The 15,030-nt window shown below is 35.2% G+C and carries 14 protein-coding genes; 1 reads left to right on the forward strand and 13 read right to left on the reverse strand.

What is annotated here, in order from left to right; all coding sequences use genetic code 11:
• Together CD035_RS14270 and CD035_RS08805 are read right to left on the reverse strand one after the other, a co-directional pair.
• Positions 1 to 2,477, reverse strand: a 2,477-nt coding sequence (locus CD035_RS14270) for a YSIRK-type signal peptide-containing protein (protein WP_142383035.1), incomplete at its 3' end; no start/stop codon positions are given.
• 377 nt (positions 2,478 to 2,854) lie between these two features.
• Positions 2,855 to 3,373 (reverse strand): NUDIX hydrolase, encoded by a 519-nt coding sequence (locus tag CD035_RS08805; RefSeq protein ID WP_172965096.1) that lies wholly within the window; start codon positions 3,371 to 3,373, stop codon positions 2,855 to 2,857.
• Between the two features lie 134 nt (positions 3,374 to 3,507).
• Here CD035_RS08805 and CD035_RS08810 point away from each other — a divergent pair, with 134 nt between their 5' ends.
• Positions 3,508 to 4,287 carry a class I SAM-dependent methyltransferase gene (locus tag CD035_RS08810; protein WP_048540856.1) on the forward strand — a complete coding sequence of 260 codons (780 nt, stop codon included), beginning with the start codon at positions 3,508 to 3,510 and terminating at the stop codon, positions 4,285 to 4,287.
• Positions 4,288 to 4,533: 246 nt separating this feature from the next.
• Here the strand turns inward: CD035_RS08810 and CD035_RS08815 are convergent, their stop codons facing one another.
• The 11 genes from CD035_RS08815 to CD035_RS08865 all read right to left on the reverse strand — a co-directional run bounded on the left by CD035_RS08815 (position 4,534) and on the right by CD035_RS08865 (position 14,451).
• Entirely contained in the window at positions 4,534 to 4,881 is a 348-nt protein-coding gene (locus tag CD035_RS08815) for a DUF2200 domain-containing protein (protein ID WP_048540854.1), read from the reverse strand.
• A gap of 68 nt (positions 4,882 to 4,949) precedes the next feature.
• Positions 4,950 to 5,345, reverse strand: coding sequence for a PTS sugar transporter subunit IIA (locus CD035_RS08820; RefSeq protein ID WP_048540852.1), 396 nt, complete (start codon positions 5,343 to 5,345; stop codon positions 4,950 to 4,952).
• Between the two features lie 18 nt (positions 5,346 to 5,363).
• Positions 5,364 to 6,221: a PTS system mannose/fructose/sorbose family transporter subunit IID gene (locus CD035_RS08825; protein ID WP_211097939.1), complete on the reverse strand. Its 858-nt coding sequence runs from the start codon at positions 6,219 to 6,221 to the stop codon at positions 5,364 to 5,366.
• Positions 6,208 to 7,110, reverse strand: a complete 903-nt coding sequence (locus CD035_RS08830) for a PTS mannose/fructose/sorbose/N-acetylgalactosamine transporter subunit IIC (protein WP_048540851.1) — start codon at positions 7,108 to 7,110, stop codon at positions 6,208 to 6,210. The genes CD035_RS08825 and CD035_RS08830 overlap by 14 nt, the downstream gene beginning before the upstream one ends.
• Before the next feature lie 27 nt (positions 7,111 to 7,137).
• On the reverse strand, positions 7,138 to 7,614 hold the full coding sequence (locus CD035_RS08835; protein ID WP_048540849.1) for a PTS system mannose/fructose/N-acetylgalactosamine-transporter subunit IIB: 477 nt from the start codon (positions 7,612 to 7,614) through the stop codon (positions 7,138 to 7,140).
• On the reverse strand, positions 7,615 to 9,399 hold the full coding sequence (locus CD035_RS08840) for a glycoside hydrolase family 35 protein (protein WP_048540846.1): 1,785 nt from the start codon (positions 9,397 to 9,399) through the stop codon (positions 7,615 to 7,617).
• A 22-nt stretch (positions 9,400 to 9,421) separates the two neighbouring features.
• Positions 9,422 to 10,363 carry a tagatose 1,6-diphosphate aldolase gene (locus CD035_RS08845; RefSeq protein ID WP_048540843.1) on the reverse strand — a complete coding sequence of 314 codons (942 nt, stop codon included), beginning with the start codon at positions 10,361 to 10,363 and terminating at the stop codon, positions 9,422 to 9,424.
• On the reverse strand, positions 10,360 to 11,295 hold the full coding sequence (locus tag CD035_RS08850; RefSeq protein ID WP_048540842.1) for a 1-phosphofructokinase family hexose kinase: 936 nt from the start codon (positions 11,293 to 11,295) through the stop codon (positions 10,360 to 10,362). The genes CD035_RS08845 and CD035_RS08850 overlap by 4 nt, the downstream gene beginning before the upstream one ends.
• A gap of 12 nt (positions 11,296 to 11,307) precedes the next feature.
• Positions 11,308 to 12,408, reverse strand: coding sequence for an SIS domain-containing protein (locus CD035_RS08855; protein WP_048540840.1), 1,101 nt, complete (start codon positions 12,406 to 12,408; stop codon positions 11,308 to 11,310).
• A gap of 55 nt (positions 12,409 to 12,463) precedes the next feature.
• Positions 12,464 to 13,174 carry a GntR family transcriptional regulator gene (locus CD035_RS08860; RefSeq protein WP_048540838.1) on the reverse strand — a complete coding sequence of 237 codons (711 nt, stop codon included), beginning with the start codon at positions 13,172 to 13,174 and terminating at the stop codon, positions 12,464 to 12,466.
• A gap of 98 nt (positions 13,175 to 13,272) precedes the next feature.
• A complete protein-coding gene (locus CD035_RS08865; RefSeq protein WP_103354236.1) occupies positions 13,273 to 14,451 on the reverse strand; it encodes a YbfB/YjiJ family MFS transporter in 1,179 nt (392 codons plus the stop codon).
• Positions 14,452 to 15,030: the final 579 nt, after the last annotated feature.

Raw genomic sequence — 15,030 nt, forward strand, 5'->3', positions numbered from 1 at the left:
GCATCGGCGTCTGCGTCAGCGTCAGCATCGGCATCAGCGTCAGCGTCGGCATCTGCGTCAGCATCCGCATCGGCGTCTGCATCAGCGTCAGCATCAGCGTCTGCGTCAGCATCTGCGTCAGCATCTGCGTCTGCGTCGGCATCTGCGTCAGCATCCGCATCGGAATCGGCGTCTGCGTCTGCATCAGCATCGGCATCGGCATCAGCATCCGCATCGGCATCTGCATCCGCATCGGCATCTGCATCGGCGTCAGCGTCGGCATCTGCGTCAGCATCGGCGTCAGCGTCGGCATCAGCGTCAGCATCCGCATCCGCGTCGGAATCTGCGTCGGCATCTGCGTCGGCATCGGCGTCTGCGTCGGCATCGGCATCCGCATCTGCATCCGCATCGGCATCCGCATCGGCATCCGCATCAGCATCAGCATCGGCATCCGCATCGGCATCAGCATCGGCGTCAGAATCTGCATCTGCATCTGCATCTGCATCTGCGTCGGCATCGGCGTCTGCGTCAGAATCTGCATCTGCGTCGGCATCGGCGTCAGCGTCAGCATCCGCATCAGAATCCGCGTCAGAATCTGCATCCGCATCGGCATCAGCATCGGCGTCAGAATCTGCATCTGCGTCGGCATCGGCGTCAGCGTCAGCATCAGCATCAGCGTCGGCATCAGCGTCGGCATCGGCGTCTGCGTCAGCGTCTGCATCGGCGTCAGCATCAGCATCGGCGTCAGCGTCGGAATCAGCATCGGCGTCAGCATCCGCATCGGCATCAGCGTCAGCATCCGCATCAGCGTCAGCATCAGCGTCAGCATCCGCATCGGAATCGGCGTCTGCGTCTGCGTCAGCATCTGCATCTGCGTCAGCATCAGCATCCGCATCCGCATCGGCATCAGCATCGGCGTCAGCGTCAGCATCCGCATCCGCATCCGCATCCGCGTCGGAATCTGCGTCGGAATCTGCGTCGGCATCAGCGTCAGCATCCGCATCGGCATCTGCATCTGCGTCAGCGTCTGCGTCGGCATCAGCGTCAGCGTCGGCATCAGCGTCGGCATCGGCATCGGCGTCTGCGTCGGCATCGGCGTCATCCTCAATAATTATTGAATCCGAATCACCACTACTTGCTAATAAATCAACATTTATGAGCCCTGATCCAACTGCTGACCTAAAGTTATATTCATGTCTTCCTGGTTGATCAGAATCTGGCAAAATACCACCAGCTGTTAGTGCATTTAAATCTAAAGTTAAAGTATAAGTTATTCTACTAGCCAAAGATATTGCTGCTAATCTTGGTGCTTGACCATATATTACCCCTGTGTTTGGATCAATATTTATATCATTCCCTGTTATTGATCCTGTTCTTCTTGGCCCTACTAACAATGTGGGGGGCAAATCATAATCAATTTTTACAGCGTTTCTAAAATTAGGGTCTGACATTAATGTTCTAAATTGAGGTGGCAATTGAAAAGTCGGATAAGTAGAGCCTAATGCTACATTTAAGAGTGGACTCCCTTCTAATTTCAATTGTAACTTCCCATCATTATGGGATGCATCTAAATTCATATCACCAAGTAAATTTACATCAATTAAAGCATTTGTGCTAATATTCCCTATTCTCTTATTTGAAGCTTCGGTTTGTGTATTATTCGTTATAACTTTTGATGAAGATTCATCTTTTGATGTTTCTACTTTTTCGGTTGTATTTTTTACAGACTCATCTTCTTTGGTTTTATTATCAGAAGCAACATCTTTTTCTGAGTCTTTATTTGCATCTATGTCTTCTTTTGTTGCATCTTCTTCATTACTTGATTCATCAGCATTATCACTATCTGTTTCCTCTGAATTATCTTCTAAGTCACCTTTTATAGTTGTAACATCTTCAGATGTTTCCTCAGAGTCAGTTGCACTATCTTCATCTGCTTCTGATGTAGTAACTTCTACATTTTGTTCATCAGTTGAAGAATCTTCTGATTCATTCCCTTGTTCAGTTTGATCTACTGTTGTTTCTTCTGAATTTTGATTATTTGAATCTTTTAAGTCATTATTACTTAATGGATGCTCTCGAGACGGTTGACCGTCATATGTAGCTTCCCCTTGATCATTCGTTACTTCTTCATTATTTATTGCTTCGGATGAACTTTCTGCAACATCAGAGGTATTACTATTCTCTTGTTGTGAAGTTGGTTCTTGAACTTCTGATTCATTTATTTCATTTCCCGTATTATTACTCGTAACATCGACTTTCGAATCTTGCTCAGTTGATTTTAAAGTCGATTGTTGTTGTTCAGAATTTAAACTCCTTTCTTTTATTGAATCACTATCATCAGAATCATCTGATGCATTACCCAAAATCTTGAAAGATGTTTCATAATTATTTTCGCTTGCTTCTACTGTATTTAAACCTGAGTACAGCGTTAAACCTATTAAAACTGATCCTGCTCCTACTGTGAATTTGCGTATTGAGTATCTTCTCTTTTCTCTCATATATTACTCCTCCCAAATTATTTAAATACAACTTAATATTACTATAAAATTTTAATTTTGCACTATATTTTTTTATTGCAAAACTAGCATTATACAATGTAACTATATTTATATAAGTTATTTTAATTGTTATAAAATTACATTTAAGGAGTAAACAAAATAAATTAGACCATTTAATAGTATTTATATATTTCTAAATATATATCATTTTATATATTTAGAAAGAATTGTTTTAATATACAAATTCTGCGCGAGACATATTTTGAGCGAGTGAGTACTAGTATAATAAGTTAACTAATAATAATCATATTATTTTGAAAACTTTATCTGAATAATAAAATTTTCAAAAAAAAAAAAAGAAACAGCTAAACTGTTTCTTACTCACGGATTGTTCCTAAACCGATATTCATTTCAAATATAAATTCTATAAGACCTTTCCTATATGGAATAAATAAACCTTCTTTAATCATGTCTAATAATTCATATTTTGTAACCCATTTTACTTCTTGTACTTCTTCTGTTGGAAAGCTTAGTTTCTCTATATTTATATCTTGATGCACTATGAAAAAATCATCATATCCGTCGTCAAAATTAATTGTGAAATGTGGTCTTCGATTAGTTAAATCTAATTGAATACCTAGTTCTTCATATGTTTCTCGTTCTGCTGCATCTCTATTTGTATCACCTTGAACAGCACTACCTCCTGCTGAAAAGTCCCACTTACCTGGCCATCCTTGTTTGTCATCTCTTCTTTTTTGTATTAGCAATTGTCCCTGTTTATTAATAATACAAACATGAATCACAAGATGATATCGATTAGCAGGCACTTCATTTCCTCTTGTCATCGTTTCATTTAATAACTGCCTATTTTCATCGTATAAATCCCAATTCTCCATTCTCACCACTCCGTAATCATAGTAATCATATTTTATCATATTGAAATTAACACCTTGTTATAGCTATTCATAAGTTATGTGTATTATTACAACCATTCATTTAGGTGTATGGTGTAAGGAAAGGGGATGATATATTGAATAATATTTTTCATGATGAGCAGAATAAGTATATGTATAGTGGACGAAAGGTTGATTATAAATGGGTATCTTTGATAAGTAGCATCATCAAACAATCTAATATTGATATGGATGATGCACTAGACATTGGTTGTGGTGGCGGCATTTATACAAATCAATTAAGTGAATTTGGATTCAAGCATGTCTTAGGTATAGACCAATCTGAAGTAATGATCGCATCAGCTAATGAACAAGCTTACAATAACCATATACAATTTGAAGTTGGAGATATATTCAATAATCATTTAGCCAACCAGTCACAGAATTTTATACTTTCAAGAGCACTCATTCATCATATTCAAGATTTACAAAAAGCTTTTTTAGAAACAAAGCGTATTCTAAAAGATAACAGCATATTTGTTATTCAAGATCGAACTATTGAAGATTTAGCGATTCCTGCTTCTTCAAACAATCTACGCGGATATTTATATGAGCATTTTTCAAGACTTCGGGATTTTGATTCAAAGAGAAGACATTCAGAAGTAGATGTTACAAACGCATTGTATGATGTTGGATTTAATAATGTTGAAACTTTAAAAATTAATGAAATTAGACAATCATATGCAACGATAGAATCCTTACAGCATGATTATTTATCAAGAAAAGGTCGTAGTATTCTATTTGAATTATCAGACCAAGAATTAAAATCATTTGTAGCACAATTTCCCAAATATGTAGGAGACAATTCTCCCATAATAGAAAAAGATCAGTGGACACTTTGGGTAGCATATCATTAAAAAAGCATGGGATATTATCCCATGCTTTACACTTCTTCGGACTTTTGTAACTATGGCATGCCTTAGTTACATTTCCTCAAACTTTTGTTACTATAGACCGCCTTAATTACATTTCCTCGGACTTTTGTTACTATAGACCGCCTTAATTACATTTCCTCGGACTTTTGTTACTAACGGCTGCCTTAGTTACATTTCGCCAGACTTTTGTTACTAACTCCTGCCTTATCCCATGCTTTTACTACATATTTACCTAAATATGTTTTCTTTTTTCTTACCTCTTGCTAACTCATCTATTAATTTGTCTAAGTATCTAATTTCTTGCATAAGTGGTTCTTTGATTTCTTCAACTCTTATGCCACATATGACGCCTTTGATCAGTTTTCTATTTGGATTCATATTTGGTGCTTCTTCAAAAAATGTTCTAAAATCAGTTTTGTTCTCTAATTGCTGATCTAATGATTCTTGACTATAACCTGTTAACCAAATGATGATTTCATCTACGTCTGCTTTTGTTTTACCTTTTTTCTCAGCTTTTGTGACGTAATGTGGATAAACATTTGATACTGGCATGTCATATATTTTTTCATTCTTCATTATGCATCCCTCATTTTTATCTTTACTCTATTATAAAGGTAACAGCATTTCTTGACTAATTTTTATCGTTATTCGTCATCTTCATCTAAGCCTTGTAGTAAATCATTTACTTTTACGATACTTTTTTGTGTTTCATTAATGATGTCCGCTTCTTGATTCAGCATTTCTCCATTTAAATATGCAATAACCATAGGCAAGTTCATTCCAGCATATAAATCAAACTGTTTTCCAGTCATTAAAGTTTTAGAAATGACATTGGCTGGTGTACCACCTAGTAAATCTGTAAATACAGTTACTTCTTCATCAGTGATTGCTGCTAGAAATTTCTTTTCAAAGTCTTCTTGTCCTTCATCAGGCAAAAGTGCAACAGTTTCAATATTATCTTGTGGTCCTAATATCATTTCAACACTTTCTTTTAAACCTTCACACATTGAACCATGACTTGCTAAAATTAATTTTCCCATTGTGAAAACTCCTATTGATTAAATTTTTGCTAATACGCCTAATGCAGATAATATAACCGTTACAATGATAACGATAAAAATTGCACGCGTTGAATTCATATGTTTTTTGCCTAATAACCAATAAACACCTAGTACAATTGCTAATGGTAATAATTTTGGTAAAATCATATCGACATTATTTTGAATATTAACGGTTAAATCACCAATTTTTGGTTCCCATGCAAATTGAACTTTAACCATCGTGGCGACGAGTGCTCCGACCATAAATACCCCGAGCAATGTAGCAGCATTTGTTAATGATTCGAGTTTATGTTGCATCGTTGTTACTAAAGATATACCTTCTTTGTATGCAAATTCTAATTGTTTCCATCTAAAGACCATAACGGCAATTTGTGCTGCTAACCATATAAAAGCACCAAAAGGATTTCCGTTAATCGCCATATTGGCAGCTAACGCCCCAAATATAGTTGGAATTAATGAACCGAATATAGAGTCACCTACTGCTGCGAATGGTCCCATTAAACCTACTTTCATACCACTTACAGATTCTTTAGATTTAATCTGTTCTTGCTCTTCCATCGCGACATCAATACCCGTCACAATTGTGTTGAAAAAGTTACTCGTATTGAAGAATTGAGCATGTGTATGCATCATTTCTTTTAGTTCTGGTGTATCGTCACCATAAATTTTACGTAATTGTGGAAGCATAATATATAAATAGCCAGATCCTTGCATACGTTCATAGTTCCATCCAGCTTGGAACCCTAATAAACTTCTTCTATTAATTTGTCTAAAATCTTTTTTAGTTAATTTATACTGACCTTCTGATATGACATTTTGTTCTTTAGGATCAACATTTTGATTATAGTTCGTCATCTTCAATCTCCCCTTCATCATCATTTTGAGAATTAGAAGTATTCATTTCTCCAGGTTGTACTGGTTTTGCTAAAGAAGTACGTTTGTATTCCATTGCAGCAAACGAAAATCCAATTAACGCAATGGCTAACATAGGTAGAGGATTGAATACAGTATCAAATTTCTTATCAAGTCCTGAAACAGCTGTACCTAAACCGCTCATACCATCAAATACTGTAGCTAATAACGCTGTTAATACAAATCCTAAAATGAAATACATATAATGTTTCTTAATAGGTAAGTATCTTAATAAGATTGCAAAACCGACTGCTGGTAGTACAGCTCCTGCAGTTGTTAATCCATCTCCTAGCCACTTTAAGTCGGAGTTTAAATAGTTCACAACTGTCTTAACGACAGAACCGCCGAAAGCTAATGCTAAGAATACTGGAATCATTCTTGATAATGCCCATGGAATAATACCTGCAATGTAATAACGTTCAATGCCTTTATAATCCATTTGTTCGATTTTTGCGTCTATACGATGTGCAAAGAATGTGTTTGTAAATCGAGCTAGAATATCTGTTTGAATCATCAAACTCGCAACAGGTACAGCTAATGTTGCAATTGCTTGAGTCGGCTGCATACCTAATGCAACTGAGAAAGCTACCGCTAAAATTGTACCTGAGTTCGCATCAATTCTAGATGCACCACCGAATGTACCAACACCTAAAATAGTTAACTGCATGCTACCACCGATAATTAAGCCAGTTGTTACATCTCCCATGATTAACCCTGCAATTAAACCAGCGAATACGGGTTGACTTATTGAAGAATAAAGATGAAGTTCATCCCATATTTGATAACCCGCATATAATGTTAAAAGCAGAACTTGCCACCATAATATTTCCATAATTAAAAACCCCTTTTTGTTTGAATATTATTTAATCAATGACATGAAATCCTCACTGTTATCATTTGGAACCATTTGCGAAATAATTCGAATACCTTTGTCGTTAAGCTGTTTAAACATTTCTATATCTTTATCCGTAACATTAATCGAACGCTTGATTGATCTTGTTTCCTTCGTTTGAGACATATTACCAACATTTAACTCATCAATTTTCACACCGTAGTTTACAAGTTCTAAAAATTGATCAGGTCCTTTGGCAATCACCATTAATCTTTGAGAGTCATATTTACCATTTAATATGTTATCCGCAGCCTTTTTAACAGGTAATACACTTAATTTAACACCAGCTGGCGTTGCTAATTTAAGCCCACTTTTATCTACTGTACTTTCTGCGACAACATCATCAATAACCATAAGTCTTGTAATATCTAGCTTTGTCGTCCACAAATTTGCTACTTGCCCGTGAATCAGCCTACCATCAATTCTATTCGCTATAATTGTCATTTAAATCTCTCCCTTTTTTTGAATAAATTTAGGTTCTTTCACCAAATTAATTTCTTGGTTATATGTCCCTTCAGTATCAAAAATAATAATTTCATTTTCCCCTTCATGAAGCAGTGTTTTTGATATATATAGGGATGCTGTTGGTCCAACATTCCAATATCTACCTATATTCACGCCATTCACTAATACTACGCCTTTAGAGAAAGCGCTTACATCAATGTGCGTATTGTTTGCTTCATTTAACATAAACACATACCTGTATAATGCAGGTGTATCTTTAATCCATTCTTCTTCAAAATGCTCCTTGTTTAGTTGCTCTAATTGAATATGGAATTGTTCATAGTCTTGAACAAAGTGCAAATCTTGCATTAAACCTTGTCCTAAACCTTTTCTTTGTGTACTTGCAAGCAATTTATATCCATAATTTACACGTCCCATATTTTCAACGAGTATATCAATTTGAGGGTCTTCTGATTGTAATTCAGCTTCAAAAGTATCCCCGATTTCTTGTTGATAGGCCGTATAAACATGTTCACCATCTATATACATCTTTACTCTATCTCTTGCATCAACAATTCTAAATTTTTCAACAGGTGAATCTTTGTGTACTTTCGTGCGATAAAGCATGTAACCAAGTCCATCACCCGCTTCTTCCATCGTTTCTGGATATTTAGAAGTCGTCTTGTACGATATTTCATCTAGAACATTAAACAAACTGACTTTATCCTGTAGTTGAATATGTTTCAATTCAATAAAATCTTTTATTAACGGTTCTGCTTGTTCAATATGTGATATTTCTTCTTTGAGCATTTTCTGCAAATCATAATACTTTTGAGTCGGATTGCCCATTTCATTAAGAGGTGCATCATAGTCATAAGAAGTAATTTGAGGCAAATCTACCGAACCTCTAGCTGAGCAACCGTTCCAGAATCCATAATTCGTACCACCATGAAACATATATAAATTGATATGTCCTTGTTGAACGGCAGTTCTTACTTCAGCAACTAAATCATCACTTTCTCGTTTAATAATGTCGTCGCCCCATCGATTAAACCAACCATCCCAAAATTCCATACACATGAGCGGCCATTTTTTCTGAAATTCATCATGGAATGATTTTAAATTTTGAAAGTTTATATCAGTCTTAGATCCAAAGTTAGCAGTTGGTAAAATATGATCTTCAGCCATACTGCCTGCCCTCAAAGTTTGTGCCCATCCGCCATCAGATGTAAATAGTGGCACTGTTGTACCATGTTTAATCATTAAATCTTTAATCATATTTAAATATGATTTATCTTCACCGAATGAGCCATATTCATTTTCAATCTGCATCATAATAATAGGTCCATTATGATCAATTTGTAACGGCTTTAATATTTTAAATAATTGTGCATAATATCGGTCTACTTTATCGATAAATCTTTGGTCTGACGAACGAATTCTCATGTCTTTGTAATTGAGCAACCATGAAGGTAAACCTCCAAACTCCCATTCTGCACATATAAATGGAGATGGTCTTATAATCACGTATAGACCTAATTCTTCAGCCAACTGAATAAAGTGTTGAATATCTTTTTCGCCACTAAATTCAAAGTGTTCTTCCCAAGGCTCGTGATAATTCCACGGAATATAGGTTTCAACTGTGTTAAAACCGAGTGCCTTTAAATTGTATAATGAATGATACCAGTCATCCTTAGGTACTCTAAAATAATGAATAGCACCAGACAATATTTGAATAGGCTTATCATCTAATAAGAAATCAGTGTTAATTTCAAATTTATGCATCTTTACACCACCTGTTCTTTGTTTATCTTATTGGAGTTGCTGTCTTCTGTATGATGTTATTGAGCGTCTCTAAATTATGAATGCCTTCACTGTTCAACCATTCTTTAGCAGCTTCTTGACCTTGTTCTTTGAGTACAACAGTTCCACCTTGCCATGTTGCACGTCCGCATAATACACCATTGAAATGCGCACCACTTTCATGTGCAAAGACAAGTGTATCTTTAAATTGTTGTGAAGTTAAACCCCCACTTAAATATATGTAAGGTATTGAAGTTGCTGTCTCTTGCTCTTTAAAATATGATGCCGCTTCATCTTTACTAAAGACATATTCTTCTGCAAAACCTTCGACATAGTTCATATTAACGGGTGTTTCAACTTTAAGTACATCGACGTTATACTTTTCATCACTAAAAGCTTTCATCGCCTCTATCACTTTATGTGGTCTTACTTTAGCAAATGACCCGCCTTTTACATCACCTATTTGATCATCATAAGTTAAGATTTCTAATAGGAACGGAATATTCTCTTCGACCGTTTCTTGTCCAACTTGTTGTACTAAATCTTTCTTTACATTGTTAATATCGTCCGGTTCATCAACATCATAATAGATGAGTAATTTAATACCGTCAGCACCCATCTCTTTTAATTGTTTAACAGATAAACCTTCAACTAATCTTGGTAATCTACCAACTACTGATTTATCGTATCCTGTTTGTTCATAAGCTAAAATTAATCCAGCGTCTTTAGCCTTAGCTTGTATGCCCTCTTTACCATATTCAGGGTCTAATAGAATACTAGAACCACTTGGTGAAAGTGTTTCAGATACAAGTTTTTTAAATAATGCAATGTTGTCATCCGTTCCTTGTTCACCTAGTAATCTTTTGAGTGCACCTCTTTGGTCAACAGCAATTGCAGCGAATATCCCTTTGTCATCGACGAGTTTATTAATATCTTTATTTGTCATCCTAATTTCTCCACTCCCACTTTTTTGATTAAATCATCCACTTCTTGTTGAATGATTTTTCCCGTTGCAGCTTGCATCGCATTTGAAGTACCACATGCTAAAGCTGTTTGAATTGTCGTTACAGGATCTAAATCATGCTCCACACTATAAGCGATACCTGCTACAGTAGCATCTCCTGAACCTACAGGATTAACCGCATTTATGTTTGGTAAAGTTGCTTTGTAAATCGACTGTTTCAATTTAATAATCGCACCTTCAGAACCAAGCGTTACAAATACATCCACTTCTTTAAATAACTGATTTGTTTTTAGAATCTTGATAATGTCTTGGTGACTTAACTCCTTTTGATGAACTAAGTCTTCAAATTCTGATTGATTAGGTTTTATCGCATGAATATGAGCACACTGTCCTAAAATTCCTTTTAACGATTGTCCATCTATATCGACAATGTTGTAACTATGCGTTAATGTATTTAAAATTTTATTCATATATGCAGTCTTTGACTGATTCATTAACTTAGGTGTGCTTCCGCTGATGGTTACAACTTTATACTGATGCGCAATATCCGTTAATTGTTTAAGATACAAAGATTGCGATGCTTCAGATATTTCAGGTCCACCTTCAAGAATTTCAGTTTGATGTTCACCATCGTTAATCGCGATACACTGTCTTGTATTGCCTTCTATATCTATGAATTGAAGTTGAATATTTCTTTGTTCGAGTTGAGTTTGGATCCATTGTCCATTCGCTCCACCTAAATAACCTGTAGCTGTCACGTCTACACCTAAATCATTCAGAACTTTCGTCACATTTATACCTTTACCGCCAGCATTTTTAATCATTTGTGTCGGTCTATGCACTGCCCCAATTTCAAGACTTTCAACTTGATAGCTGATATCGATAGATGGATTTAATGTATTTGTCAAAATCATTCTTCTCACCCTTTAGCTATATGGATATATTGTTACCCCTTTAACAACACGATTGATAAAGCCATCTGGACTCGGATTATCAGGATTCAAACCAAGTTCGACAGATTTTTTGCTTGCTAGTAATTGACCAAACATTAAATAAATCAGCCCTATTTCAAAGTCATTATAATCCTCGATATTTGGTATTTGTGTACTTTCATCTGAAGATTGACCATCTAAAATAAGCAACTGGTACTTATCTTTAACTTTGTTTACTTCATTTAATAAGTCACTTTCATAGTCTCGTTTATATGTTTCATTACTTCTAAGTAATATAAAAATAGAACCTTTCTTTAATCCTGCTTTTGGACCATGTCTAAACCCTAATGTCGTTTCTCTAGCAATCTCAACATGACCACCTGTTAGTTCATTTAATTTTAAGCTAACTTCTTTAGTAAGTTCACCTAACAAGCCAGTTCCTACGTAAAATACTTTTTCAAATGATTTTTGTAATGTTTGATCTGCTAGTTCTTCCAAATATTCAAATACCGAATCTGCAGTATCATAAAAGTCATTCGTAATCGATCCGTTAAATAATAAATAACCTGCTACAAGCATTGAAGAAAAGCTTGATGTCATGGCTAATGATTTATCATTTGTTTGTTTAGGAAGTATGACTTTAAAAACATGTTTTAAACTTTCTTCAGTTGCTAAATAACCACTTTTATTATTTGTGATAAATAAATGATGTACGTTATCTGATAATTGTTCGACTAAATCAATCGTTGCTTTCGTTTCAGGACTGTTACCAGATCTAGCAAATGACACAATTAAATACGTCGCTTCTGAATCTATATACGTATTCGGACTCGTAACAAAGTGTGTCGTTGGCACAGATTCAAAATCCCACTTAGGCATTTGTTTCGTATCAATTGCTGTTCTTAAAATATCTCCGACATACGCTGATGACCCTGCACCAGTGAATAATACCTTTAACTTCCCAGTTGTGTTTTCCTCTATATCTTTAATGAATTTGTCAAAATCTGATTTAATATCCTTAATAATCTCTTCTGTTAATTGCCACATTTCAGGTTGTTGTTTAATCTCCGAATATGTGTCCGTTGTGTTTAACAATACTTTCCCCTCCAATATTGGTAATGTTGTCATAACCAGTTTGTATATATAAAGACTATATTAAGTCTACTGTGTACTTATAGTCTTTACCGCTTGCAACACTCTCTGTGTACTCAATAATCTCATCATTTACAAAACTATATCTTTCTATAAACATACAAGGATCATTAACATTTTTCTCTAAATGTTGCGCTTGTTCTTTAGTTATATTTTTTGCTGTTAATGTTTCATAAGCATGATTGATTTGAATTTGGTAATGAGTATTTAATGTTTCGTATAATGATACTTCATTAAAATCAAATCGATCCAACCCTTCGCAATTCTTTAAAGGTAAGTAACTAGTCTCAAATACTAACGGTTTATCATTGGCTAATCTTAACCTCTTAAGTTCATACACTTCTTGAAATGATTTGAGCTGCATTTTTTCTTGAATATAAATACTAGGCTTTACTCTTTGAATACTTATTACCTTTGTACTTGCTTTGTCGCCGCTTTTTTCAACTTCATCTTTGAAGCTATAAAGATTGTTCATCTTCTGATTATATTGATTACCTAATACAAAAGACCCTTTACCATGCTCTCTTTGAATTAAACTTTCTGCTTCTAAGTTATCAAGCGCTTCTCTAATCGTGATTCTGCTAACATCGTATTCATCGCAAAGCTTTCGTTCTGAAGGTAACTTGTCGCCTTCTTTGTATTCACCAGAAATAATCTTATCTTTAATTTTTGCATAAACTTGATAATATAAATGTGTATTTTTTAACATCTCAATCATTCCTATTCCAACTGGTTATAACCAGTTTTAATTATAAATCATTCTCTTTAAAATGTAAACGCTTTATAAAAATGTATATTTGCACTACTCTAACTTTTAGGTTGATATGGTCTTATGCTCATAAATATCGCTACAAGAGCGAGTATTAATAAGGAAGATGCAAATATCAATGCACCGTTATAGTTATTAGAACTTCCGATAAGGATACCTGCAAAATATGGTGCCACAACTTGTCCGAGACTATATATAAATGTAAGTAAAGCGACTAAATTTCTTCCTGAGACAGCACTCATGAGTTGACCACGAGACATAAATAAAGTCGTTAATCCTAAGAATGTCCCACCAAACAGACATGAACTTATGATTAAGGCTATAATATTATGCGAAAACACTGGTAAAATCACGCCGATAATTTGAAGAATGAAAGCTAAATATATCGCTTTAATAAATCCAATCTTATTGCCTAAAATAGACCAAAATACACATGAAGGTATTGCTGCCATACCGACAAACATCCAACTAAGTGCTGCGTATTCTTTTAAATCAGGAATAGATTCAACAATCGCAACTAAGAACGTACCTGTGACAATATATCCTGCACCTTCTAATAAATAAGCAATTGAAAAACATACCATAAACCATTTTGTATATAATGCGCTATTTTGATCATTTATATGTATTGCCTTTTGTTCTAAGTTGACAGGTTCTTTAATTTCTTTCATAAAGAATATAACTATAAAACCTAATATTAATGAAGCGATGCCTAAGATAATCCATGTTGATGCCCAAGTATTATAATCCGTATAAATTTGAATAAATATACTACTTGTAAATATACCAATCCCTACACCACTATATAAGAATCCAGATAAATGAGATTTCCCACCTTTATTTAAAGACTCGAGCACAACATTTGAAGCTAACACAAATACAGTACCACTTGTAATGCCAGCAATGAATCTTAAAATATTCCATACAAGAAAACCTTGCGTAACACCCATTAATAGAACAGAAATAATATTGATTAATAAATAAATTTTTAAATCTACCACTTTACTTTTAATAATTAAAAAGGTCGGAATCATCGCACCAATTAAATATCCTAAGTAATTTACCGTAGCCAGTAAACCAGCATTTTGGTTTGTTAAATGAGTCGCCTTTTGCATAAAAGGTAAAATAGGCGTGTACGAAAATCGCCCAATTGCCATGACAATAAATAGTGATAACATTCCTAGCAGTAATTGTTTATATGCTTTATTTGCTGACAATTTATGCACCTCATTTTCTATATTTAAACATTATTATCCTCCTCATAGCATTAATATACAAGATGAATTTATAGCAGAAAGATGAGGAAAATGAGGAGAATTATTGGTAATGAGTGTAGTAAGAGCTCTTGTGAACACTTCTGGCTAAACTTGTTCGTAACGGGGGCGTTAGTTACAAAACTCGAACGAAGTGTTACTATGGATAGCCTTAGTTACAAAACTCGGACAAAGTGTTACTATGGATAGCCTTAGTTACAAAACTCGAACGAAGTGTTACTATGGACTGCTTTAGTTACAAAACTCGGTCGAAGTGTTACTATGGATAGCCTTAGTTACAAAACTCGGACAAAGTGTTACTATGGACTGCTTTAGTTACAAAACTCGAACGAAGTGTTACTATGGATAGCCTTAATTACAAAACTCGGACAAAGTGTTACTATGGATAGCCTTAGTTACAAAACTCGAACGAAGTGTTACTATGGACGGCCTTAATTACAAAACTCGGCTGAAGTGTTACTATGGATTGCCTTAGTTACAAAACTCGAACGAAGTGTTACTATGGACGGCCTTAATTACAAA

It is taken from the genome of Mammaliicoccus sciuri (genome assembly GCF_002901825.1).
GTDB classification, from domain to species: domain Bacteria; phylum Bacillota; class Bacilli; order Staphylococcales; family Staphylococcaceae; genus Mammaliicoccus; species Mammaliicoccus sciuri.

Coding starts and splice junctions, on each gene's coding strand:
- CD035_RS08845 (WP_048540843.1), bottom strand. CDS start 10,363: ATGACAAATAAAGATATTAATAAACTCGTCGATGACAAAGGGATATTC.
- CD035_RS08820 (WP_048540852.1), bottom strand. CDS start 5,345: ATGGGAAAATTAATTTTAGCAAGTCATGGTTCAATGTGTGAAGGTTTA.
- CD035_RS08850 (WP_048540842.1), bottom strand. CDS start 11,295: ATGATTTTGACAAATACATTAAATCCATCTATCGATATCAGCTATCAA.
- CD035_RS08825 (WP_211097939.1), bottom strand. CDS start 6,221: ATGACGAACTATAATCAAAATGTTGATCCTAAAGAACAAAATGTCATA.
- CD035_RS08830 (WP_048540851.1), bottom strand. CDS start 7,110: ATGGAAATATTATGGTGGCAAGTTCTGCTTTTAACATTATATGCGGGT.
- CD035_RS08805 (WP_172965096.1), bottom strand. CDS start 3,373: ATGGAGAATTGGGATTTATACGATGAAAATAGGCAGTTATTAAATGAA.
- CD035_RS08815 (WP_048540854.1), bottom strand. CDS start 4,881: ATGAAGAATGAAAAAATATATGACATGCCAGTATCAAATGTTTATCCA.
- CD035_RS08840 (WP_048540846.1), bottom strand. CDS start 9,399: ATGCATAAATTTGAAATTAACACTGATTTCTTATTAGATGATAAGCCT.
- CD035_RS08835 (WP_048540849.1), bottom strand. CDS start 7,614: ATGACAATTATAGCGAATAGAATTGATGGTAGGCTGATTCACGGGCAA.
- CD035_RS08860 (WP_048540838.1), bottom strand. CDS start 13,174: ATGTTAAAAAATACACATTTATATTATCAAGTTTATGCAAAAATTAAA.